20 protein-coding genes are annotated in these 23224 nt (G+C 62.0%); 10 read left to right on the top strand and 10 right to left on the bottom strand.

The genetic code is table 11. The features are described from left to right. Nucleotides 1-3: 3 nt before the first annotated feature. The 4 genes from QPK32_RS07560 (at nt 4) to QPK32_RS07545 (ending at nt 4150) form a co-directional block, all read left to right on the top strand. Entirely contained in the window at nt 4-567 is a 564-nt protein-coding gene (locus QPK32_RS07560) for an HAD family hydrolase (RefSeq protein WP_290412166.1), read from the top strand. Beyond that, the gene (locus QPK32_RS07555) at nt 564-1754 is read left to right on the top strand and encodes a glycosyltransferase family 9 protein (RefSeq protein WP_290412165.1); all 1191 of its coding nucleotides are present in this window, start codon (nt 564-566) and stop codon (nt 1752-1754) included. Before QPK32_RS07560 ends, QPK32_RS07555 begins: the two co-directional genes overlap by 4 nt. Nucleotides 1755-1936: 182 nt before the next feature. Continuing rightward, nucleotides 1937-2989 (top strand): bifunctional UDP-4-keto-pentose/UDP-xylose synthase, encoded by a 1053-nt coding sequence (locus QPK32_RS07550; RefSeq protein WP_290412164.1) that lies wholly within the window; start codon nt 1937-1939, stop codon nt 2987-2989. A 330-nt stretch (nt 2990-3319) separates the two neighbouring features. Next, on the top strand, nt 3320-4150 hold the full coding sequence (locus QPK32_RS07545; RefSeq protein WP_290412193.1) for an alpha/beta fold hydrolase: 831 nt from the start codon (nt 3320-3322) through the stop codon (nt 4148-4150). Between the two features lie 59 nt (nt 4151-4209). Here the strand turns inward: QPK32_RS07545 and QPK32_RS07540 are convergent, their stop codons facing one another. Then, nucleotides 4210-4569 (bottom strand): hypothetical protein, encoded by a 360-nt coding sequence (locus QPK32_RS07540; RefSeq protein WP_290412163.1) that lies wholly within the window; start codon nt 4567-4569, stop codon nt 4210-4212. A gap of 235 nt (nt 4570-4804) precedes the next feature. Here QPK32_RS07540 and QPK32_RS07535 point away from each other — a divergent pair, with 235 nt between their 5' ends. The 6 genes from QPK32_RS07535 (at nt 4805) to QPK32_RS07510 (ending at nt 10949) form a co-directional block, all read left to right on the top strand. Next, on the top strand, nt 4805-5488 hold the full coding sequence (locus tag QPK32_RS07535) for a VOC family protein (RefSeq protein WP_290412162.1): 684 nt from the start codon (nt 4805-4807) through the stop codon (nt 5486-5488). Between the two features lie 106 nt (nt 5489-5594). Further along, entirely contained in the window at nt 5595-6134 is a 540-nt protein-coding gene (locus tag QPK32_RS07530) for a hypothetical protein (RefSeq protein ID WP_290412161.1), read from the top strand. Between the two features lie 395 nt (nt 6135-6529). Then, nucleotides 6530-7963 carry a site-specific integrase gene (locus QPK32_RS07525; protein ID WP_290412160.1) on the top strand — a complete coding sequence of 478 codons (1434 nt, stop codon included), beginning with the start codon at nt 6530-6532 and terminating at the stop codon, nt 7961-7963. Nucleotides 7964-8292: 329 nt separating this feature from the next. Then, nucleotides 8293-9437, top strand: a protein-coding gene (locus QPK32_RS07520) for an IS3 family transposase (RefSeq protein WP_290412159.1) whose coding sequence is annotated in 2 segments (ribosomal slippage) — nt 8293-8551 and nt 8551-9437 — 1146 coding nt in all. Because the reading frame shifts where the segments join, the coding sequence is not laid out codon by codon here. A gap of 31 nt (nt 9438-9468) precedes the next feature. After that, the gene (locus QPK32_RS07515) at nt 9469-9936 is read left to right on the top strand and encodes a hypothetical protein (protein WP_290412158.1); all 468 of its coding nucleotides are present in this window, start codon (nt 9469-9471) and stop codon (nt 9934-9936) included. 248 nt (nt 9937-10184) lie between these two features. Beyond that, nucleotides 10185-10949: a DUF3800 domain-containing protein gene (locus tag QPK32_RS07510; protein ID WP_290412157.1), complete on the top strand. Its 765-nt coding sequence runs from the start codon at nt 10185-10187 to the stop codon at nt 10947-10949. 302 nt (nt 10950-11251) lie between these two features. Here QPK32_RS07510 and QPK32_RS07505 read toward each other — a convergent pair whose 3' ends face one another. Genes QPK32_RS07505 through QPK32_RS07465 form a run of 9 tightly spaced genes read right to left on the bottom strand, consistent with a single transcriptional unit; the run spans nt 11252 to nt 23220 of the window. Next, complete coding sequence (locus QPK32_RS07505; RefSeq protein WP_290412156.1) at nt 11252-11776, bottom strand: hypothetical protein; 525 nt, start codon at nt 11774-11776, stop codon at nt 11252-11254. After that, nucleotides 11776-12273: a hypothetical protein gene (locus QPK32_RS07500; protein WP_290412155.1), complete on the bottom strand. Its 498-nt coding sequence runs from the start codon at nt 12271-12273 to the stop codon at nt 11776-11778. The genes QPK32_RS07505 and QPK32_RS07500 overlap by 1 nt, the downstream gene beginning before the upstream one ends. Continuing rightward, the gene (locus QPK32_RS07495) at nt 12270-12500 is read right to left on the bottom strand and encodes a holin (RefSeq protein WP_290412154.1); all 231 of its coding nucleotides are present in this window, start codon (nt 12498-12500) and stop codon (nt 12270-12272) included. Before QPK32_RS07495 ends, QPK32_RS07500 begins: the two co-directional genes overlap by 4 nt. Nucleotides 12501-12549: 49 nt before the next feature. Then, nucleotides 12550-14259, bottom strand: a complete 1710-nt coding sequence (locus QPK32_RS07490) for a right-handed parallel beta-helix repeat-containing protein (protein WP_290412153.1) — start codon at nt 14257-14259, stop codon at nt 12550-12552. Further along, nucleotides 14222-14743, bottom strand: a complete 522-nt coding sequence (locus QPK32_RS07485) for a hypothetical protein (RefSeq protein ID WP_290412152.1) — start codon at nt 14741-14743, stop codon at nt 14222-14224. The genes QPK32_RS07490 and QPK32_RS07485 overlap by 38 nt, the downstream gene beginning before the upstream one ends. Continuing rightward, entirely contained in the window at nt 14740-15189 is a 450-nt protein-coding gene (locus QPK32_RS07480) for a DUF4376 domain-containing protein (protein WP_290412151.1), read from the bottom strand. Before QPK32_RS07480 ends, QPK32_RS07485 begins: the two co-directional genes overlap by 4 nt. 5 nt (nt 15190-15194) lie before the next feature. Beyond that, complete coding sequence (locus QPK32_RS07475; RefSeq protein ID WP_290412150.1) at nt 15195-16076, bottom strand: hypothetical protein; 882 nt, start codon at nt 16074-16076, stop codon at nt 15195-15197. Then, a complete protein-coding gene (locus QPK32_RS07470; RefSeq protein ID WP_290412149.1) occupies nt 16076-17011 on the bottom strand; it encodes a hypothetical protein in 936 nt (311 codons plus the stop codon). The genes QPK32_RS07475 and QPK32_RS07470 overlap by 1 nt, the downstream gene beginning before the upstream one ends. Next, complete coding sequence (locus tag QPK32_RS07465) at nt 17008-23220, bottom strand: phage tail length tape measure family protein (protein ID WP_290412148.1); 6213 nt, start codon at nt 23218-23220, stop codon at nt 17008-17010. The genes QPK32_RS07470 and QPK32_RS07465 overlap by 4 nt, the downstream gene beginning before the upstream one ends. Nucleotides 23221-23224 lie beyond the last annotated feature (4 nt).

Below are 23224 nucleotides of genomic sequence, written 5' to 3'. Positions count from 1 at the left end.
CGCATGAAAGCCATCTTCCTCGACAAGGACGGGACGCTCGTCGACGACCTGCCCTACAACGTGCAGCCGCAGCGCATCACGCTGTGCAGCGGCGCCGGCCCGGCCCTGCGCCTGCTGGCCCGGCTCGACTACCGCCTGTTCGTCGTCACCAACCAGGCCGGCATCGCCTTCGGCCGCCTGCGCGAAGCCGACATGGACGTCGTCCACGACCGCCTGCAGGACCTGCTGTTCCACGAACGGCTGGCGCTGGACGGCTTCTACTACTGTCCGCACCATCCGGACGGCGGCGTGGCGCCCTATGCCGCCGACTGCCATTGCCGCAAGCCGATGCCCGGCCTGCTGCTCAAGGCCGCGCACGAACACGGCATCGACCTGCAGTCCTCGTGGATGATCGGCGACATCCTGCACGACGTCGAGGCGGGCAACCGCGCCGGCTGCCGCACGGTCCTGATCGATAACGGCAACGAGACCGAATGGCGGCTCGGTCCGCGCCGCGTGCCGACGCGCATGGCGCCCGACCTGTACACGGCCGCCATGCTGATCGCCAGCCATGGGGAGGCGCCGTGAGCGCCTGGCAGGAGGCGCGCCGCATCCTGTGCGTGCGCCTGGACTCGCTGGGCGACGTGCTGATGTGCACCCCGGCCATGCGCGCGCTGCGCGCCGCCGTGCCGGGACGCACGCTGACGCTGCTGACGGCGCCGGCCGGCGCCGCGGCCGCGCCCTTCATCCCCGAGGTCGACGAGGTCATCGCGCACCGCGCCGCCTGGATGAAACACGATGCGCGCGCGGCCGCCGATGCGCCTTCCAACGCTGCCGGCCACGATGGCGGCCAAGATGGTGGGCACGATAGCCGCCACGACAGCGGCCTGGCACTGGTCGACCTGCTCGCCGCGCGCGCCTTCGACGGCGCCGTGATCTTCACCACCTATACCCAGAGCGCATTGCCGGCGGCGCTGCTGTGCCAGCTGGCCGGCATCCCGCTGCGCCTGGCCCACTGCCGCGAGAATCCCTACGCCCTGTTGAGCGACTGGGTGCCGGACCCGGAACCGGCCGGCATGGTGCGCCACGAAGTGCAGCGCCAGCTTGCCCTGGTGCGGCGCATCGGCTGTCCGCCGGCCGGCATGGCGCTGTCCCAGAGGCTATCGTTCGTGCCGCGCGCGCGCGACGTGGCGGCGGCGCGCGCGCTGCTGCGCCAGGCCGGCGTCGATGCGGACGCGCCGTGGCTGCTGCTGCATCCGGGCGCCAGCGCCGCCTCTCGCCGCTACCCGCCGGCGCAATGGGCCGCGGTGCTGCGCCTGCTGGCGCAGCGTCCCGGGCTGCCGCTGGTGCTGACGGGCAGCGTGGCCGAAGCGCCGCTGGTCGACGACATCCGCCGCGCCGCCGGCGTGCCCGCCGTCTCCCTGGCCGGAAGGCTAGGGCTCGGGGAGCTGGGCGCCGCGCTGGCGCTGGCCGCCGTCGCCGTCGCCAACAACACGGGACCCGCCCACATGGCCGCTGCCGTGGGCACGCCGCTGGTCGACCTGTACGCGCTGACCAATCCCCAGCACACGCCGTGGGCCGTGCCGAACCGCGTGCTGTTCCATGACGTACCCTGCCGTTTCTGCTACAAAAGCACCTGCCAGGCCGGCCACCACGCCTGCCTGGCCGGGGTCGCCCCGGAGCGCGTGGCCGATGCCGTCGCCACGTTGCTGCGGGGGGCGGCAGGCAGGCCCCGCCCTGGCGGAATCCGGATCGCGCCGCAGGCGACAGCGTGAACCTTACGTAAATGTAATGTGACGGACCGGTTTCCGACGGGAATTTTGATTCACAATGACGGCGTCTTTATCACACATTGTTGCAAGGCAGACGCGCCAAGGTTGCCGTTTTCTTCCAGCCGGCAGGCATGCCGGCGTGCTTTGCGCCCGACCGTGCGTTTTCCGCTCCACGAAAGTTCGCTATGAAAAAAGTCCTCATCCTCGGCGTCAACGGCTTCATCGGCCACCACCTGTCCAAGCGCATCCTCGAGACGACCGATTGGGAAGTCTACGGCATGGACATGAACCAGGATCGCGTCGCCGATCTGCTCGCCAACGAACAGTACAAGCGGCGCATGCACTTCTTCGAAGGCGACATTACGATCAACAAGGAATGGGTCGAATACCACGTCAAGAAGTGCGACGTGATCCTGCCGCTGGTCGCCATCGCGACGCCGTCGACCTACGTGAAGGAGCCGCTGCGCGTGTTCGAACTCGACTTCGAGGCGAACCTGCCCATCGTGCGCGCCGCCGCCAAGTACGGCAAGCACCTGGTGTTCCCGTCGACGTCCGAGGTCTACGGCATGTCCCACGACAGCGAATTCGATCCGGAGAACTCGGAACTCGTGTACGGACCGATCAACAAGCCGCGCTGGATCTATGCCTGCTCCAAGCAGCTGATGGACCGCGTGATCTGGGGCTACGGCATGGAAGGCCTGAACTTCACGCTGTTCCGCCCCTTCAACTGGATCGGCGCGGGCCTCGATTCGATCCACACGCCCAAGGAAGGCTCGTCGCGCGTGCTGACGCAGTTCTTCGGCCACATCGTGCGCGGCGAAGCCATCCAGCTGGTCGACGGCGGCCACCAGAAGCGTGCCTTCACCTACATCGACGACGGCGTCGACGCGCTCATGAAGATCATCGAGAACAAGGGCGGCAAGGCCAGCGGCCAGATCTACAACATCGGCAACCCGGCCAACAACCACTCGATCCGCGAACTGGCGGGCATGATGCTGGACCTCGCGGCCCAGTACCCGGAGTACGCCGAGGGCGCGAAGCAGGTGCGCGTCACGGAGACCAGCTCCGGCGCCTACTACGGCGCCGGCTACCAGGACGTGCAGAACCGCGTGCCGAAGATCGACAACACGCGCTCGGACCTGGACTGGGCGCCGCGCACGACGATGGCCGACGCGCTGCGCCACATCTTCGACGCCTACCGCGGCCAGGTCGGCGAGGCCCGGGCACTCGTCGACTGACCTGCCGTACGGCCGGCCCGGCCTTTTGGCCAGGCCGGCACTCCCTTCGGCGGCCATCCTACCTATACCTTTGGATGACTAGACCGCAATCGGGCCGCAACCGACAATGGGCCGTTGCTGTACAGGCCCCGCCGCCAGGCGGTTGAAAATACGATACGGGAGTAAAAACAAATGGCAGCCCAAGACAAGGATAACTTCGACCAGAAACGACGCAACGTCATCGTCGGCGCAGGCAGCGCGGCAGCACTGCCGCTGGCCTGGATGAGCACCACCTCGTCCGCCCACGCCGCGGGCGCGGCACAATCCACGCAAACCAAGGGGGTACCGCATATGACTTCGAGTTTCGTCACCACCAAGGACGGCGTCCAGATCTACTACAAGGATTGGGGCAGCGGCACGCCGATCGTGTTCTCGCACGGCTGGCCGCTCAGCTCGGACGACTGGGATTCGCAGATGATGTTCTTCGTCCAGAAGGGCTTCCGCGTCATCGCCCACGACCGCCGCGGCCACGGCCGCTCGACCCAGGTCGGCACCGGCCACGACATGGACCACTACGCCGACGACCTGGCGGCCGTCGTGCAGCACCTGGACCTGAAGGGCGCGATCCACGTCGGCCACTCGACCGGCGGCGGCGAAGTCGTCCACTACCTGGCCCGCCATGGCCAGTCGCGCGCATCGAAGGCGGTCCTGATCGCCGCCGTGCCGCCGCTGATGGTCAAGTCGCCCTCGAACCCGGGCGGCCTGCCGAAGGACGTGTTCGACGGCATCCAGCAGCAAGTGGCGACCAACCGCGCCCAGTTCTACCGCGACCTGCCGAGCGGCCCGTTCTACGGCTTCAACCGTCCGGGCGCCAAGCCGCAGGAAGGCATCATCCAGAACTGGTGGCGCCAGGGCATGATGGGCGGCGCCAAGGCCCACTACGACGGCGTCGTCGCGTTCTCGCAGACCGACTTCACCGAAGACCTCAAGAAGATCACGATCCCGGTGCTGGTCCAGCACGGCGACGACGACCAGATCGTGCCGTACGCCGATTCGGGCCCGCTGTCGGCCAAGCTGCTCAAGAACGGCACGCTGAAGACCTATAAGGGCTACCCGCACGGCATGCCGACGACCCACGCGGACGTCATCAACGCCGACATCCTGGCCTTCATCAAGGGCTGATCGCTGCTCCTTGAAAAGCGTACCTGCACCGCGCGTGCAGGTACGCTTTTTTCATGCCGTCAGGCGACGGTATCGACCCACTGCCCCGTCTTCTTCGCCCCTGCCTCCTGCTTCGCCTGCGCTTGCTGCATCTGCTGCTGGATCAGCTCCGTCAGCTTCGCCTGGATCGCCTGCTGCTCTTCCGGCGACTTGGCCGCCAGGTCTTCTTCCGTCAGCCCCAGCTTCTTCAACAGGTCCGCGCGCATGCGCTGGGCCGGGGTCATCTTCACGTAGTCGTCGAGTTCCTGGTAGACATCCGTGGCTTTCGCGCCGCCCGTCTTGCCGAGGGCATCGGCGAAACCCGTGGCGGAACTGCCCGGCTTGGCGGCTCCGGTTGCAAGAGGGATGCTGCGGGATGCACCGATGAGTGTGATCGTCATGATGGCGTGGATTCGAATGGCGTTGGGATGATGACCTGAATTCTATGGCGATCTTGTGAATTTGATTTGCCGAACAAGCATCCAAATGCGTGCCTGCTCCTGGTTTCGGCCAGTGAACGGCGTGCCGGTATCGCGGCCGTGAACTATCGTCCTCGCCCGTTGTCCATATCGATGACGGCTCGACGGTTCCGCATTCCCGTCGCGGATCCATCCATGCCAGCGAAAGGAGGGGCATATGCCTGAAGCTGCCGGCACGGGCGCACTCGGCTCCCGACTGCAAGGCGTGCAGCACGTCGGCCTGACCGTGCAGAACATGGAGCGCGCCTTCGAGTTTTACACGCAGGTGCTGGGCGGTACCGAAGTGTTCCGCCACGGCGATTTCCAGGGCGACGCCGTGCACAACACGCTGCTGGCCGACCAGGAGATCCGCGCCAACGAGCTGGGCGTCAATCCGCACACGATCGGCGTCCCCGACCTGCGCAGCGGCGCCCAGCGCCTGGACGTGCGCTTCGTCCAGTTCGACAACGTCGTGATCGAACTGCTGCAGTACCGCGAAGCCGACCAGCCGATGGGCGGCCCCAGATCGTTCGCCGAACCGGTTGAGCACATGAGCCCGGCTTTCCCGCGCATGATGCACATCTGCTTCCACGTGCGCGACGACGTCGACTTCAACCAGTTCATCGCCGACCTGGAAGCGGAAGCGCAACGCCGCGGTATGACCCAGGTGCGGGCCAACCGCACCGTCCGCGTGACGACCGAGCAGGCTCGCCAGGAAGCGCCGCGGCACACGAACACCAACAAGGTGACCGTGGCGCCGTCCGACGGCTGGGAACTCATCTACGGCAAGGGTCCGGAAGGCGAACAGCTCGAGTTCGTGAAGGCGCTCGGACCCGTGAAGCAGCGTTTGCCGATGCCTTGAAGCGGCGCCGGCAGCGGCCGGCATGATGAAATTTCCAACAGGAAGCGTAGACTAGGCTGTCGGTATTGAAAACCTGCTGGCGTGAAGTGGCCGGCCGAGGAGCCTCATGTCGTCAGAAAAGATTCCACTGCTTCCCTTCCAGCTCGTGCTGATTGCGGCCGTGATCGCACTCCCCTTCGCCGGGAGTGCGATCGTCGTTCACCTGTTCTCGCGTGCGGGAGCCTCGTCCGGCTCGGATACCGCGCTGGTCCACGTCCTGGCTATCCTGTCGGTGCTCGTACCGGCTTTCCTGATGCTCGCCATCGTCTCGCGGCGTACCGTGACGTTCACGCCAGACGGCTTGACCATCCGGCACGGCTTCTACACGGTCCAGTTGACTGCCGGCGCACAGCGGATTGCAAGGGTCGAGGTCGTGGACTCGCCCGACCGGATTCGCATTCAATTGAAAAGCAACGGCATCGCGGCATTCGGTTTGTATTCCGGATGGTTCATCGCCGCGTCGGCCCCCTGCTTTTGCGCCATCTCCAGCTCCCCCATCTGCGTGCTGCAGGTCGAAGGGCATCCCAGGTGCAGGATGATTGCGTTCTCCTGCACGCCAGCGATGGTGGAACGCGTCAGGAAGTGGCAAGTTGCACTGAGCGCATGAGCGTCGCCGCAAACGAAAAAGGCCAGCTCGAAAGCTGGCCTATCTCATTGAATCCNTTCTCCTGCACGCCAGCGATGGTGGAACGCGTCAGGAAGTGGCAAGTTGCACTGAGCGCATGAGCGTCGCCGCAAACGAAAAAGGCCAGCTCGAAAGCTGGCCTATCTCATTGAATCCATTGGTCGGGGCGAGAGGATTCGAACCTCCGACCACCTGCACCCCATGCAATTTTTAGCTTGTCCCATGGAATCCCGGGAAATCCAAAAACTGTTTATATATCAACGACTTAAGCATTCCCATTGTCCCAAGGCGTCCCAAGCTGTACCATACGAGCCAAGGAAACTGTAGGGGTAATTGTAGGGGTAAAAATTCCACCCCCCCGACCCCTTGCACTGAAAATGGCGAAGCTAACACAACGAACTCTTGAGGCAATCCGGGCCGATCAGGCCGGCACTACCGTGCGTGAGGAAGGCGGCCTACTCGGCCGTGTGCGCTTGAAAACGGATGGCACCGTAACGATCTCATTTTACTACCGCTACCGGTTCGACGGAAAGTCGAAGGATTTTTCCTGCGGCACCTGGCCGGCCGACAGCCTATCGACGATCCGCAGTAACCGTGACGGCGCGCGCGCCAAGGTCGCCGACGGCGTCGACCCAGCGGCGGAAAAGAAAGTGGTCCGCCACGAGAAGCAAGAGGCGATCGCCGCAAAGCTGGTCGAGATCGAGGCGAAGCGCGTCGCCGACTTGACCGTGCAAGACATGTTCGAGGCGTGGGTCAAGGACGGGGTGCGCCGCAAGGACGGGAACGCCGAGATCAAGCGGCTGTTCGGCGCGGACGTCCTGCCGGGCCTGGGCGGCATCGCTGTCAAGGCGGTAACCGAGCACGACGTGCGCACTGTGCTGCGTGCGCTCGTTGACCGCGGCGTGAACCGCACGGCCGTCGTCGCCCGCAATATGCTCACGCAGATGTTCGCCTGGGCGCAGAAGCGCCAGCCCTGGCGCAAGCTCATGGTCGACGGTAATCCGATGGACCTAATCGAGATCGAGAAGATTGTTGCCGACGACTACGACCTGGACAACCAGAGCGACCGCGTGCTTTCGCCGGAAGAAATCGTCGAGCTGCGCGATGTGCTGCAACGCGGCGAGGATGAGTATGCAAACGCGCCAAACAAGCGCCTCGCGCGCCAGCCGCTCGAGCGCACCACGCAGCGCGCGATTTGGATCATGCTGTCCACCCTATGCCGCGTCGGAGAGCTGAGCATGGCGCGGTGGGACGATGTGGACCTGGCGGCCGGCGAATGGTTCATCCCGAAAGACAACGTCAAGGGCAGCTTGGCAGACATGCGGATCTATCTTTCCCCCTTCGCGCGGGAGCAGTTCCAGCTGCTGCACACGGTCACTGGCCACACGGACTGGTGCTTCCCATCGATCGACAACGCAACGCACATCGGTACGAAGTCCATCACTAAGCAGATCGGCGACCGCCAGGCGATGTTCAAGAAATCGAAGGACGGAAAGCCGGTGGCGGCGCTCGCGAAACGACGGAGCGACAACACGCTGGTGCTGGCCAACGGGCGAAACGGATCTTGGACGCCCCACGACCTGCGCCGGACGGGCGCGACCATGATGCAGAAGCTCGGCGTGCCTCTCGACACCATCGACCGCTGTCAGAACCACGTACTGAGCGGCAGCAAGGTGCGCCGGCACTACCTGCATCACGACTACGCTGATGAGAAACGCGACGCATGGCGACTACTCGGGGAGCGGCTTGCAGAGATCTTGCAGACCACTGCCGCAGGAAACGTATCGCCAATCAAACGTGCGACCCCATAGAGCGTTACATTCGGTGAGAATATTAGATTGCTCACCAGATATACTGGTCAGTCATTCTAGGCTAAAAAACTGCGGACTTATAATATGAATATACCAGATGCTTCGGTAGGAGCCATCATCGCATCTGTGATCGGTGCAGGTGTAGTGTTCATCTCTACACTTCTTACGAAGGAACAAAAAACTTCTGAATTTAGGCAGGCATGGGTCGACGCATTGCGTAATGAACTGGCCGAATATATTGCTGGCGTAGGGGAGCTTGTTTCAGTGTGGCCTTCCCCCACCACGACGGACACTTTCGATAGGTATGATGTCCCTATCGGAGGTATTACATGGCACGTGAAAGACGGGTGTTTTCAGAAGAGTTTAAGCGCGAAGCAGTCAAGCTGGTAGGCCAGCCTGGCGCGAGCAAGGCGGCAATAGCCCGTGACTTGGGCATCGGCGCCAATTTGCTGGGGCGGTGGTATAGAGATGCCAACGTCGATGCTGAGGTCGCAGTCGGGCGCGAGAAGGTCTCAGCCCAGGAGTATGAGCGCATGCGGCGCGAGCTGGCGAAAGTGAAGACGGAGCGCGACATATTAAAAAAGGCGCTCGGCTACTTCGCAGCCGACCTCAAGTGAAGTACGGCTTCATCGCCAAATATCGAACCATCTGGCCAACGCGAACGATGTGTCGTCTACTCGGCGTATCGAGCAGCGGCTTTTATGATTGGCTTGGACGGCCGGCGAGTGCTCACGAACGCGAGAATGCCGAGCTGCTCAAGGCAATCAAGAACAGCCACGAAGCCAGCGACGGCACATATGGTTCGCCGCGCGTAGTCCGAGACCTTATCGACGCTGGTTTCTCCTGCAGCGAGAACCGTGTAGCACGGCTGATGAAAGCCGCGGGTATCAAGGCCCGCCATAAGCGACTTCGGGCACCAAGACAACTTGACGCACCCGTCCACGCGATTGCGCCGAATCTGCTGGACCGGCAGTTTGAAGCGACGGGACCGAACCAGAAGTGGGCCGCGGACTTTACCTACGTTTGGACCGGCGAAGGCTGGCTATTCGTCGCTGTCGTCCTCGACCTGTACTCACGGCGTGTGGTGGGCTGGTCGATGCAACCGACGATGACGGCGCAGTTGGTAATGGATGCACTGCTGATGGCAATTTTCCGTCGCGGCCGGCCCCGTGCCGTGCTGCATCATTCGGACCAAGGCTCGCAATACACGAGCGAGGACTTCCAGCGCCTGCTCGAATCCCACGGCATCGTTTGCAGCATGAGCCGTCGCGGCAACTGCTGGGACAACGCCGCAATGGAAAGCTTCTTCTCGACGCTTAAGACCGAGCGCTTAAGCAAAAAGCATTACCGGACCAGGGATGATTTACGCGCTGATGTGTTCGACTATATTGAAAGGTTCTACAATCCACGCCGGCGTCATTCCACTCTCGGCTACATCAGCCCAGTACAGTTTGAAAATCTAAAATGCGCCTAACGGAAGTGTCCGTATCGATGGGGGAAGGCCAGTGGCCTCTTATTACGCGGAAGAAATGCCGCACCAAAAGCATGAATTTATGACCGGCCAACACGAGCGAATGGCTCATCTTCGCTCCCTAGGTACTAGGATCAAACTTCGTCTCAATCCCAAAGAGCATGCGAAATTGATAATGCTAGTAGAAAATTACGTTATAAACATGGTAAAAGAAGAGGAAGAGAAAGAGAAAGTCGAGAATGACAAAGAAGATACGTTAGACACAGATTCCATCCACGAAAAAGAATTGATGAAAGAAGCTCAGCGAGTATTAAAGCTAGAGTGGAAGCGAGTGAAAAACGGGGAAATCGCGTTCAGAATCACAAAGTACGCAGCTCTTTCAGTTTCAATTCTGGCGCTGTGCTCTGTTATTAATACAGTGTTTTTTTCCACTTCTAATTCCAGTCCGCTTCGCCCTATGAAAACGGCATCCATCATTCAACACCACAATGAAGTGTGTTGATGGTTTTTTTTCGCAGACAGTTTTATGCCTATGCTTTAACGAGATTAATGCTAAATGCCAAGCGTATGCTAGGAGATGCTTCGTGTAGACTTATGTCATCGAAGTAAAGTCCCAGCATAGGTTTATCACTGACCGCACATTGACCAAACGAAAGAGAACTGGTGTAGACGAGCACTTGCGATTCTCGATTTGGTCAGCTAGGATTGTTAACAACAGTTAACGTTTGGGCTGGTATGAGTTGCGACTTTGTGGCGTATATCGATGAGGCGGGTGACGAGGGGTTCAAATTCCGCGACGGGGGGAAAGGTAGTTCCGACTGGTTCGTGCTGTCCGCAACGGTGGTGCGAAAGACGAATGATCTGAAGCTGGTCGCGGCGGCACGCGAGGTTCGACAAATTTTGAGCAAGCCGGATAAGTACACGCTTCACTTCCGCGACTTGAAGCATGAACAGCGCCTACCGCTGGTTCGCATCATTGCTGGGCTACCAGTGCGCACTGTGAACATTATGGTGCACAAGCCCACCATTCACAATCCGGAGACGTTTCAACAAGAGGCTCACAAGCTCTACCGCTACTGCACGCGATTGCTTGTGGAGCGCATCAGCTGGCTTTGCCGCAATCACTCAAACAATGGGCAATGCAAGGCTGACCTAGTGTTTTCCAACCGGTCTGCCATGTCCTACGACGACTTGCGTGCGTACCTGGGCTTGCTTCTAGTTCAATCCGCCAACACGCAGAGCATACATATTGACTGGGGAGCGATCGATCCAGCACGCGTGCAAGCTGTCAACCACGACAAGCTCGCTGGACTCCAGCTTGCTGACGCCGTCGCCTCAAGTGCTTTCTTCGCGAGCAACCTATCGCGATACGGTGACGTCGAAGAGCGCTACCTGAAGATGCTGGCTCCCGTGATCTTCAGGAACAAGCAACGCATCGACGGGTATGGGATGAAGTTCTGGTGCGCAGCACCGGAAAAAGAAAGGCTCACCATGTTGGTGAGCCCTCAGAAATAGTTGCAGACCCCAGGTTCGAGGATCCCACCCGTTCGGGCTGCCACCTTTCGGCGACCTCTACAAGTCCTGCGCTTGCCTGCCCGATTAGTTTAGCTAAACCTAACGGTTTCGGCAAACGATTTTATGTGACTTGTGACACGAATTCACCTCTGGACTCGATAGCTTTTGCGATACTGCACTCGCTTGAACTGAGGGTAACAACGGAGGTGAAGAGACCGCTGGAGGCAGCACAATAGTGAGTTGGCCTCCGACAACCTGCGCGATAAGCTCGGCACCGCGATGGGTGATCACGTGGATTTCCATCACGTGCTCGTCAGCTTGCTGATGGTCGCATCCTTGATCTGCGAACTGCGCGAGCTGCCGAACTCGAACTGGTGCGCATCGCGCAGGCAGGCGCCGAAAATGCCGGAGATCGCCGACAGCAGCCCCACCACTTCACCAGGCAGCGCCTCGCGGTACAGCACCAGCACCAGCAGGCAGGAGATCAGGCCCAGCACGTCCAGCGCCACCATGACGTCGGCACGGCGATTGCCGAAGCCTGCCTTGTGCAATTCGATGTCGCGCGCGCGGGCGCTCTGCACGTCGGCCAGGAATGCCTTGGTCAGATCGGCATCGTTCAGCATGGCGGCCTGCTGAAACTCGAGCACCTTCGCCGGGTCCACTTTCAGCACATCGAGCGCAGCCTCGCCGCTCGGCGCGCCGGTGACGGTCTTGGCGATGTCGATCACCTTGCCGGCCACGACGGCCGCCTTGTCGCTGCCGGTGAAGAATTTGATCAGGGACGGCGCGAACTGAGCGAGTGCCAGCGCCAGGGATACGGGTTCCATTAGTTCGCTCCTACGGTGAGTGTGGCCAGCGCCCATGCGTTGGCCCAGGTTTCGGGATGGGGTTTGCCCGGGCGCCAGGCGGCGGTGTACTGGGCCCAGCCGTCGGCGGCCGTGATCGGCAGCTTGTACGGCAGCGTGTAGATCAGCAGGCGCGCCGCGATCGCGGCGATGATGTCGTGGTAGCGCATGGCCTCCCACAGGCCCTGCTGCGTGGGCTCGACGTTGAAGTCGACGCACGCGGCGCGCATGGTCGACGCGGCAAGGTGGTGCGTCAGCACGCCCTTGCAAGCGCCGCCGGCCTCGAACTGCCAGAACGATGCTGCCGGACCGTTCTCGGCGCCGCCCGCGAGCACCTGGCGCCGGTGGGCGAGGCCGGATTCCTGCAGGGCGATGGCCAGGACGAACCGGCGTGCATCGGCGGTATCGGCGATGCCGGACTTCGCCAGCTCGGCCAGCGCTGGCACGATGGCCAGGTTGAGGAGGCGCAGCGGACTCATTTGCCACTCCCTACCGGCAGCCCGGCTGCCATGCGGGCATCGCTTTCACGCTGCTCGCGGCGATCGCGCCGGTCCATGTAGTAGGCGTTCAGCAGGAACGTCGCCAGGGCTGTGAAGATGCCGACGAGGATGCCCCACTGCGTGAGCGTCAACGACGCGACGATCGCCACGACAGCGCCGGCGTAGCTGCCGGCCTCTCCTGCGGTTGGCGGAGTTACTTGAATCATGCTTGCCTTTCATTGGGCGAAAAAAAGCCGCCCGAAGGCGGCCCGAGATTTATCCATCGACCAGGTCGAGCATGAGAGGCGCGAACGGCACGCCCTTCCGGAAGATCATGTCCAGCAGGGGCGAGCCGGTCAGCGCGTTGAAGGACTCATCGACCAAGGTGTCAGCCGTCTTGTCTCCAGTTGCGCCGGTCGACAGCAGCGCCGGCGTGGGCGTGCCGCTGCCGTCCATCGTGAGGTTGCCGATCTGCTTCGGGATCGCAGGGTCGTAGCAGTTGTCGCGGATCCCTGCCGTGCTCGCGGCCGTGATCGCATAGACCGTCTGCCGCTTGAACACGTTGCCGAAGATCTCGACGTTCGAGCTGCTGGCGTCGAAGCGCACGCCGCCCGTGCCGCCGATGATCACGTTGTGGGCGATGACCGTCCTGGAGCCTTGGGTTTTCGAGGTGCTGATCGCCGCGCAGCCGGTCAGCACCGGATTGGTGCGGCGGTTGCGGTAGCTGCCCAGGCCACAGTCGATGATGAAGTTGCCCACGATGGTGTGGCCGCCCGTGTCGGCCGGCGCCGAGGTGCCGCCGTAGAACTGGATGGCGTTGCCCTCGGTGCCCCGGATCAGGTTGCCGTATACCTGGCAGCCGGCCGTCGCGTCGTCCAGCCCGATCCCGACGCCCTCGGTGATGTTGTCGAGCGGGCCGCCCCAGTTTTTCGCGTAGCTGCAGTCATTGAACCGCACCACGTGGCCGGAGCACGCATCCAGCGCGCTGCCGCCCGAGAGCTCGATCCCGCGACCGTAGAACGGCGCAAGGTTGCGCCCGGCCCAGCGGCACTTGTTCCACTCGATCATGCAACCGCTCGACGGGTGAGCGGTGTTCCCGGTTACGTGTACGCCGAAGCTGCCCTGATTGTCGAACGTGTTGTGGTGCGTCCAGACGTTACTGGCCGTGTACAGGAAGACGCCATCGACTAGGTTTGCGACATCGTTGCCCGAGACGACAATGCTGGCTGCCGCAGTGCCGGTAGGCCCGAACAAGCTCGCGCCGTAGGCCCACCCGATGAAGATGCCAGCTTTGTCCACGTGCGTCGTCGGCAGCCCGCTCGCCGTCCGGATCTTGTTGTTCGTCACCTGCAGGCTGGTGATCGGCACCGCGGCCGAGACCTTGATGACGTGCGCACCGGCCGGGCCGCCGTCACCGACCAAGATGTCGTTGCGGTCGATGACGTTGTCGTCGAGCGCCTGCGAGCCGGCCAGCACGATCGCATTGATCGAGGCGGTCGACGTCGCCGCAGTCGCGCAGCGGATCTTGTTGCGCAGGATCTTGACGCGGCTGCACTTCTCGCCATACAGCGCGGTGAGGTTCGTCGTCAGCGTGCAGTCGGAAATTTCGACGTCGCTGCCGACCCACATGATCGGCACGTCGCTCGCGATGCTTGAGCGCGCGCATCGGATATCGACATTCGACCACAGCGTGAACGTCTTAGGCCCGTTGAGCGTGCCAGGCATGATACGGTCGCCGATGTCGATGATCGGCTGCGGCAGCGCCACGCTATCCGTGCCGTCGGCATTCGCGTAGGCCGTGATCGTGGTGAGGTTGCCGCTCGTGCCGCTGGCCAGGCTGGGGAACGCCCCGCTCCAGATCGTGCCGCGCTTCTGCTTGTACGCGTTGCCAGCTGCGATCGGCACGCTCGCCCAGGTGTTGTATGGACTGGCAGCCGTACCCGCACCGTTAGTCGACGCGCTCGGATCGATGAAGATTGTGGCCATTGGAGTGGGCGTTAAAAAGCCCGCTCGAGGCGGGCTTGGTCAGAAAGGTCAGGGCCGCGTGCAGCGTGCCAGGATCGAAGCGTCCGGAATCCGGGATGCCGAGCGCCGCGGCCACGGCCTCGGAGCAGAACCACTTGCGCTTGCTGCCGGCGACGGGCGACAGCACGAAGTGCACGTTCCCCATGTAGTCGTAGGCTGCGCCTTCGTTCGCCAGGAACCATCTCCAGGCGTCGTCAGCCAGTTGCTCAGGGAGATCGATGAAATCCCAAAGCGCCGGGTCGAAGTCGATGTACTTGAACCGCACGCCACCATCCATGGCCGACGCCGATGCGGCGAAGTAGCGATTCGAATCGTAGCCGCCGGGCCCGGCCAGCAGCAGCTCGACATGCGAGTACTCGCTGCGCGTCCACCAGCGCACCAGGCGGTTGTAGACGCCCGGCAGGCCGGGATGGGTAGCTTTGTAGAATGCGGCACGAAGGGTCATTCATCGCTCCAGGTAATTGCGGCGATCGCCTCCGGCGTGCTGGCGGCCGCCAGCTGCGCCTTCAGTTCCTGCGCGCGGTTGAAATTCGCTGCCCCCTGCGCCGTCATCGAGGCGTACATCGCCCGGAACGCGTCGACGTCGGGCAGAGGGATCATCGTGTTGTCCGTCGCCTTCCACCCGCCGGGGAAGCCGGCCGGGAACTCGCCGAACAGCGCGATGTTGTTCGCGACTCCATCAATGTCCGAGCGGGACAGTTCGTCGCACGAGATCAGCTTGCCCGCATGCGGAAACGTCGCAAGGTTTGCCGCGCTACGCCATGCATTAATCTCGTTGTTCTTTGCTGCACGCAGCATATCTATGTTAGTTTGCGAACGCGCTTCGATCTCCGCCGCTTCCTCAAGAGTAGCGCTACGCAAAACGCCGTTGTCCAATATTTGGAGCACCATTAAATTCACCCTAAAGTATTTTTCACGCCGAAAACACGCACTGTTCCGGCGCTAATATTTGAGCCAGAGCTCATATAAAGTCGGAAGCCGCTTAGCGGAGAAGCAGATCCGTAGCGGCCTGCAAGAAAACAGGCTGTTCCGCCAACAGTGCCGCGCGACGACATGGCTTTAGACCTGGTTGTCGACCGCGCGTTATAGATTTCAATTGTCCCGGTACAATCTTGATAGAGCGATACCGTACCTGCAGTCATGCTGCCGCCAAACGCCAGCCCACTGGAATTCGCACCTGAACCGCTGCTTTGCGCCATTGCGATATAGTTGGAATTTGCATCTACCACCCCACCAACTGCGAATCGCACCCACGGGAAATCGGTCCCACCGCCGTTATGGGTCAATCCCTCCACCTCGATGACGTATTTATCGTAGTCATCGCTGAACAAGGTTAAGAAATCGATCTGCGCCACTGCAGTTGTTACCGTCACCGAAGCAAGTGCTACCAACGCCTGCGGGAGAACGGATAGGGGCTCGTAGTTCGTCGGATCTGCCGAAGGGTCTACTGAGCCCGAGCCCATTGGTGTCTTGCGCCGGTATGTTCGTCCATTCGCTGGCGAGATGACGGAGGCATACTGCGGAATCGTCGCGCCGCTAGCCCACACAGTGACGTTCGCCGTGGCCATTGCTGCCGCCGCAGCACTGGTCGCAGTAGCCGCACTCTGGAACGCTTCCAGTGCGTTGTTGTAGATGTTCAGGGACAGCGCCGCCATTTGGCTTACGAACGCGATGATCCAGGTGACAAAGGCGTCGAACCGATCGCTGAAGGTGGTCTTGTCCTTCCGCTGCGGCGCCAAGCCGGTGAACGGAGAGATTGGTGGCGGTGACGTTGCCATTAGATCATGCCCTTTACTGTCAAAGAAATGGTGCAGCGCTCGCTGTTGTACGAGAACCGCCCGGAACCGAGGCCCCAGGTGCGCAGGCCGGCGGCGTCTGGGCGATCGGAGCAGAACCAGAAGGCCGGCTTGCCAAGTAGGCTTGTGACGATTGCCTGGGCCTTGCGGCCGTCGTCGCGGGTGTCGGTCGTGGCCTGCACGGATAGATTCGTCGCCGACGGGCCCTCAACGATGTCTGTTTCGCCCCACTGGTCCGTATTGATGAAGGCGAACGAGGTCGGCTCGGCCTCAGCATCAGCCTTGGATTTGCCTAGCACCTTTACCGCTCCCACCGCCATCGCACCGCACTTGACGGTGCCGCCACCGGCCAGGGTAATCGTCGCCTCCCCAGTCCCATACGGCGGCAGGCCGGTAAGAAGAAGATCAGTCTGAGACTCAAAGGGGTCAAAGAAGTACTCCCAGTAATCGTCCGGCGCGCTGGCCTCCATCGCTGTCGTGCTTGTGTACACAACTTCGCCGCCAGCCGCATCCCTCACTGTCACCGTAAGCGAATTCGCCCCTTCGACACCGACTACATAGAAGTCGGTGAATGCGCCCGGGCGAAGCACGACGGTTAGATTGCCGTTGGCCGTGGTGGCCGTGCCAATCTTCTTGTCGAACATCGCCCAGGGGTTCGCCGGCCCCAGATCCTGCCAATACACGATGCTGGAACTGGTGGCCGCGGTGCGGTTGACCGCATCGGTCGGATCCTTATTCAGGTTGTTCGCGACCAGGCTGCGATAGTTATGCTGCGTCGACGCGCTGTAGCAGTAGTCGCCCACCGCATAGGTCTTCGTCTTGTCCCATGCGGCGTAGCCCTCACTCGTCGCCGTCGTACTGGTCAGCATGGCGGCCGTGATGGTGGTCGGCACCAAGACGCTCAACAGGCCGCTCAATTGTTGACCACCTTCACACGCAGGAACTGACCGTTCGGACTCGCGTCCTTCAGGGCCTGAGCCATGGTTTTCATATCTCTTGCCATATCTGCGTTTGCCTCCTTGAGGGTTGCGACAGTTGCGTTCAGCGTGCGCACCGTTTCAGCCAGCGCTGCCGAGTTTTCCGAAGGGTTCGCTGCTCGCGACAGCAGCGCCGCGGTCTGGTTGCTGCTCCAGATCCGCGCCGGCCCCGTGGCCTCCAGTTCGGGGCCGTCTTCGCCGACGATCCGCAAGCCACCACCGAACATACCGCCCGACGCATAACCAGGGACGCCGTGCTCCTTCAGCCAGTCGTCTTGCTTGCCGGCCGCTTTCGCATCCAGCTCGGCTTTCGCACCTTTCAGGAAATCCGCCTTCTCGGCCTCACTCATCGTGGGACCGTAGGCATTCATCCAGAAGGCCAGACCCTCGGCATCCGGGGCGCGACCAAGCACGCTCTCGTACAAATTTTTGAGGTTGGCTTCGGTCGAGTTCTTGATGCCGTCCACGATCTGCGACGTCGGCGTGCCGCCGGCGGCGGCGTTTTGCCACCACTCGAAGCCCGCTTGATCCGGCGCCCTGCCGAGGTACTGCTGGTAGGCACCGTTGATTGCACTAGCCGCCCCCGCTGCCGAGTTCTGCTGAGCGAGCGAAATCGACAGGTTGAGCCCCCTGATGGCGTCTTCGATGCTCAGCCCGATCGTGCTGATGCCCTTGAGGATGTCGATCTGTTCCTGATACTTCTCTAGGGTCGCGTCCAGTGCCTTGGTCTGGTCCTGCAGCTCCTTGAGCGACTTCTCCTCGTTGGTCAGCTGATCGTCGGTAATGTCGCCCAGCTGGGCGATATCATTCCGCGTGGTGAGCAGGTCGAAGAGGTAGTCGTCCTTCGAGGCGAACAGCTTGGTCGAATCCTGCGAGACCGTGCTGAACGCCTGGCCCAGCGACTTAATCTGGTCGTCGGATAGCTGCGCACCGCCCCGGACCGTCGCAAGTGCGCCGCGAATCTGCGCCTGCGCCGCATGACGCGAGAACAGCTCCGTACCCGGCACCTTCATGCTGTCGAGCGTGCTGTGGATCGAATCCGAAAGCGACTTTAGACGGTTGACCGCCTCGGTCTCTTTGTCGATCCGCTCCTGCAACACGCTTTTCTCGCGCGCCACGACCTTCTGCAGCACCGAGTAGGCACCGTCTACACCTCCCAGCAGCGTCGAGGCAGCGTCCTTGTTCGCCTCGATTGCTGCCTTCTGGTCCTCCAGCGCCTTGACCTGGTCATAAAGTGCACGGTTTGAGGCATCGAGCGCTGCCCGCTCCTTCTCCCGCTGCTTGATCTGGAGTTGGGACGACGTCAGCGTCAGCTCGTCGAGCTGCTCCTGCAGATCCGTACGCTCGTCGAGTACATCCTTCTGCGCATCGACGATCGTTTTCAGCGCCGGCGCGATTGCCATCAGCTCGGTGTACGTCTCGGCGCCAGCCTTGGTCGTAGTGTCCAGCCCGACGACGAAGTTGCGGAACAGCTTGTCAACATCGTCGCCGACGCTCGAGAGTCCGTTCTTAGCCAGGGTCGGCTCGATCCTCGCGCGCAGTGCTTCCGCCTGCTCCTTGTCGCTGAAGAAATTGGTTAGGAAGTATTCACCTTGGCTGGTGAACTCGTCGAGACCGCCGGCCAACTGCACCAAACGGTCCCGCGCCTCTGCCGAAGCAACACCCACCATGCCGAATGTCTTGCCGAACGACTGGAACACGACGTCGACGGTCTGATATTCGGTTCCGATGCGCACCAGGGTTTCGAGGTACCCCTCTCCTACCTTCTGCAGGCCTTCCAGCCCACCGACAGCAAACTGCGCCAGGTTGTCACCCAGCTTCGAAAACACAGCCTGCAGCTCTTTTTGCAGCTCATCGCCCTTTAGGTCTTTCAAGCTGACCTTGCCGATATCGATGACGAAGCTGTCCAGCTTGTCGGTGAAGTCTTTGCCGGATAGCCCAAGCAGGCCGCCCGCGTCCGTAATGCTGCTGGCGAGCGACCCGATGATCTGGCCGAACTGACGGTTGGCCTCATCGCCCAATGCCGTCTTGTCCGTCCAATTCTTGCTGCTGCCGAACAGGCCGCCGGACTTGTGCATGTCCGAATACTGGTAGGCCTGCACGCCCTGGGCCAGCGCGGCGCCCAAGGAAGTCGGGTCCAGGGTGAAGCCAGTGTCTTGGACCGACGTCTTACCGCCGAACAGCCCATTGACGATCTTACCGACAAACCCGCCCATCGTGCCGGTAGTGGCAGCGTACTTGCCTGTCACGTCCGTCGATTGCACCAACTGGCTCGCGAAACTGACGATGTTGTTATCGATGCTCCGCAGGGCGACCAACATGTTCGTGTTGATCGCCAAGCCCTGATAGGTGTTTTTCTCCACGGCGTCTAGAGCACGCTGGATCGACTCCGACTTCGCACTGCTGTCACCCAGAACGGTTCCGGTACCCTGAGTCTCCTGACGCTGCTGCGACAGACTCTTGTCTCCAGCGCCACCAGCACCACCGATTGCAACGCCGATCGCCGCCAGCATCGCTGCGACAGTGGCAAAGGCTGGGATGTTCGCCGGGAACGGTGCAGCCAACGCAGCAGCAAGCGCCGTGACGCCGTACGCGGTGGACTTGGCCGATTCCGCACCGAGCACTACGCCGGTAGTTGTTGCAGCCCCTTCGATCTCGATCGCGTTGGCGGTAGCTTTTGCAGTGGTGACCGTGTTCGTGGCGAACAGCTTTTGCGCCATCAGCTCCACGTTCATCACAAGAGAGGCAGCGTGGTAGGCTTTTTCCACTGCCCCCATGATCTTGTAGCCCTTCGAATTTTCATCGAAGAAACTCTTTGCAGCGCCAGCTACGTCGCCGTAGCTCTTCATCTGAGCTTGCGCTGAAGCCTCGGCGGCTGTGGCGTTGGCCTTCTGGATCTTGCTTTCATCCCCGCGCGCGTCGAGTTTGTCAGATGCGAGCTTTGCCGCAATTGCAGCCTGCGTCCGCTGGTATCCGCTAAGCGCTGTGGTCAATTCACCAATGGCAGCTCCCACCTTGCCGAACGAATTCGCCATGCCCTCCGCGGCAGACTTTGCCGAATCGTCAAGCGCTGACATGATGTCGAGCAGCCCCTTAGCTCGAGCAACGTCCGCTTCCGAAATCGTCACTTTGAGCCCGTTGGCATACCAGGTGTCGAACTCGGCTTTCAGTTTTTTCTGCGCCTCCGACCCTTCCTTTGCGGACGCGATCAGATCGCGCCACTGGTCCGCCTCAATGTCCAGCAGCGCCTTTTGACGCGCGGCCGGATCGGAAATCGACTCGGCTGCCGTCTTCCGATTTTGGTCGCGCAGCTGGCTTGCCGCGGCGATTGCGGCGCGCTCGTTCATCACTGCTGCCAGCTTTTCCTTACGCGCCGCCGTTTCCTTGTTCAGATCGGCAATCTCGCTCTCGGTGAGAGGGTGTCCGCTTCGCTTCTGGTCATCGATCAGCTTGCGGGCATCGACGTCGAGTTTCATCTGTGCAGTGGCCACGGCACGCGCCTGCGAAGACTTTCCGAAAAGGTCGACCTCGATCGACGTTGCTGCACTCTCCGAAGCGATCGTGTCATCCCAACCACGCACCAAGTCGGCCACGGCTTTCTTGCGCGCCGTGCCCAACTCATCGGTGTCGTTCTTCGCACCGTCGATGATGTTCTTTCGACGCTGGACGGCCACCTGTAGGTCAGCAATGTCCTTCTGGTATGCGGACTGATCCTCCTTGCCTTTGTCGTGCTGGGCGCGCGCACGGATGCCGGCGATATCGATGTCGGCTTCCTTGAGTTGCAGATCACGCTTCTGTGCGATGTACTCGGCCTCGCTCATAAGAAGCTGCTTGTGCCGGCTTTCGAGATTCTGCAGTTCGCCGGCCAGCGCCGCTTTGGCGACCTCTCGTTGTCCTTCGGCCTTGGCAAGCGCGGGGTTGTCCAGCGACTCGAATTCCTGATCCACCTTGCGCAGCGCGGCCTTCAGATCCTCCGGTTTCGCGTACGTCCCGGCGGCTTTGGCTGCCTCGGTGATCTGCGTCACTCGACGCTTCTTCGCGTCCGCGCGGCTGAGCGCTCCTTCCATGATGACGTCCCACGCAGCCGATGCTTTCTTCAGCGCGGTCTCGCGCTCCTTCTGCTGCGCCTGCAGGTTCTCAGCGTCGAGATCCTTCTGCAGCTTCGACTCTTCTTTCTCCAGGCTCGGCAGCTTGCTCTTCGCCTCACGACGACGCATCTCATCGCCATAGCCCTTGATCGTGCTCGTATCGATGGGCGCCTGTTTCGCCAGGGCGATCTGTCGGCGGACATCAGCGAGTTGTTCGCCGGTAGTCTTCTTTCGACCGATACCAAGGAACTCGTCCCACGCCTTGCTGGCGGCGTCCTTCGTATCCATCCAGGCGCGCTGGATGGTGCCGAGGCTTTCCTTCATCTGTTCCGACCGGCTGGCCCAAGCAGTCGCATAGGCTCGCTGGGCAATCTCGCCGGCCTCCACTACCCGCCCTTGGCGCTCAAGTGCCTTGATCTGGTCGAGCACCGAAACCGTCAGATAGTTGTACGCCTGGTCGAGTTTGAGACTCGCCTCGACAGGCGACTTGCCGAGTTCAGCGAAGTCCTTGGCCGTGTCTTCCACGCTGCGGCCGATGTACTTCTGGGCCTGAACGGCCACTTCACCAAACTGCTTGAGATTTCGCGAGCTGACCGCACCGGTACCGGCCAACTCTGCGAGTGCCGCAGCTGCGTCGCCCTGGGTTCCAACCGACTTACTGATTTCCCGTGCGGTGTCGGCCAATTGGCTTGCCGTCGTGCCTGCTGCGTTCCCGGACAGGATGATCGACCGATTGTATGCGTCGACCTCTTTGCTGCCCTTGTAATAGGCATAAGCCAGGGCGCCGACGGCTGCAGCTGCGACCGTATAGGGATTGATCAGGCCCAGCACCGAAGAACCAAGCGCGCGCGCCGCACCGCCAACGCTGCCGAACATGTCGCGAAGCTGACCACCCTGCTGCAGCAGCACGGTAAGCGGGGCCTGGCCGCCTTGGAGGCTGACGACAATGTCGGTCAGCTGTGCCGGCACGCCGCGCATGGCGGCCGCGGTGGCGCGTGCTGACATGCCGGTGTGGTTCAGGCCATTTTCAGCGGCCCGCAGCTGGGCGATCAGCGGCGCAGCCTGGTTGGCGACTCCAAGCTGCGCCGCACGCAGCTCCAGCAATTCGGTGCGAGTGCGGCCGATCGCGTCAGCTTGTTGCTGCAGATCGGCGATAAACGAATCCCTACGGCCCTGGGCGGCGACCGCTTCGCGTTGTGCCTGTGCTTGGGCCCGGGCGGCAGCGGCGACCTGGTCCTGCGCTGCACGCATATTCTCCAGTTGCAGGATCAGCGCCGAGGCCTGCTGCGATACGCCGAGTTGCGCCGCGCGATAGCGCAAGGTCTCCTCAGTCGTGCGACCGGTCAAGGCGATCTGTTCGCGCAGGCTCGAAAGGAACGCGTCGCGGCTCGCCTGCGCTTGGGCCAGTTCGCGCTGTGCGGCCGCTTGTTGCCTCGCGGCTTCGGCGCTGTCCCGCTGGGCCTGGGCGGCTTGCTCCTGGGCCGAGCGCATCGCCTGGAGTTGCGCAATCAGCGGCTCCGCAGCTTGCGACGCGCCAATCTGGGCGGCGCGGTATCGCTGCGCCTGCTCAGTCGACGCGCCGAACAGTGCAATCTGCTCTCGTAGAGATGCGACGAAATTGTCTCGGGTCGCTTGAGCCTGGGCCAGCTCTCGCTGTGCCGCTGCCTGAGCACGAATGCCTTCAGCAGTCTGCTGTTGCGCGGCCTGCTGGGCACTAGCTGCCTGAGCGGCGCGCGCCTGGGCATCCTCCACCGCCCGCAGTTGGGCGATGTATGGAGCCAGGATCGAAGGATCGACGCCCTTCTGACGGGCCAGCAGTTCGAAGTACGCAGCCGACGTCCGGCTGCCCGACTCCAAGGCGACCGTTGCGCGCTGGATCGATGAGACGATGCTTCGCCCAGCCGTTTCGACGCTGCGCGACGCCCCAGCAGCGCCATCGCCTACGCGGGAGATCGCCTGGCCTGCCTGTTGGGCAGCCGCTACCGCAGGACGCAAGCCCGCCTCGACGCCCGTAGCGTCGGCTGTGACGAGAATAGTTGCTTGATTGACGACTTCGGTCATGCGC

Source organism: Massilia sp. YIM B02763, from assembly GCF_030412015.1.
Classification (GTDB): Bacteria; Pseudomonadota; Gammaproteobacteria; order Burkholderiales; family Burkholderiaceae_D; genus Telluria.
This window is presented reverse-complemented; position numbering and strand designations above follow the sequence as displayed.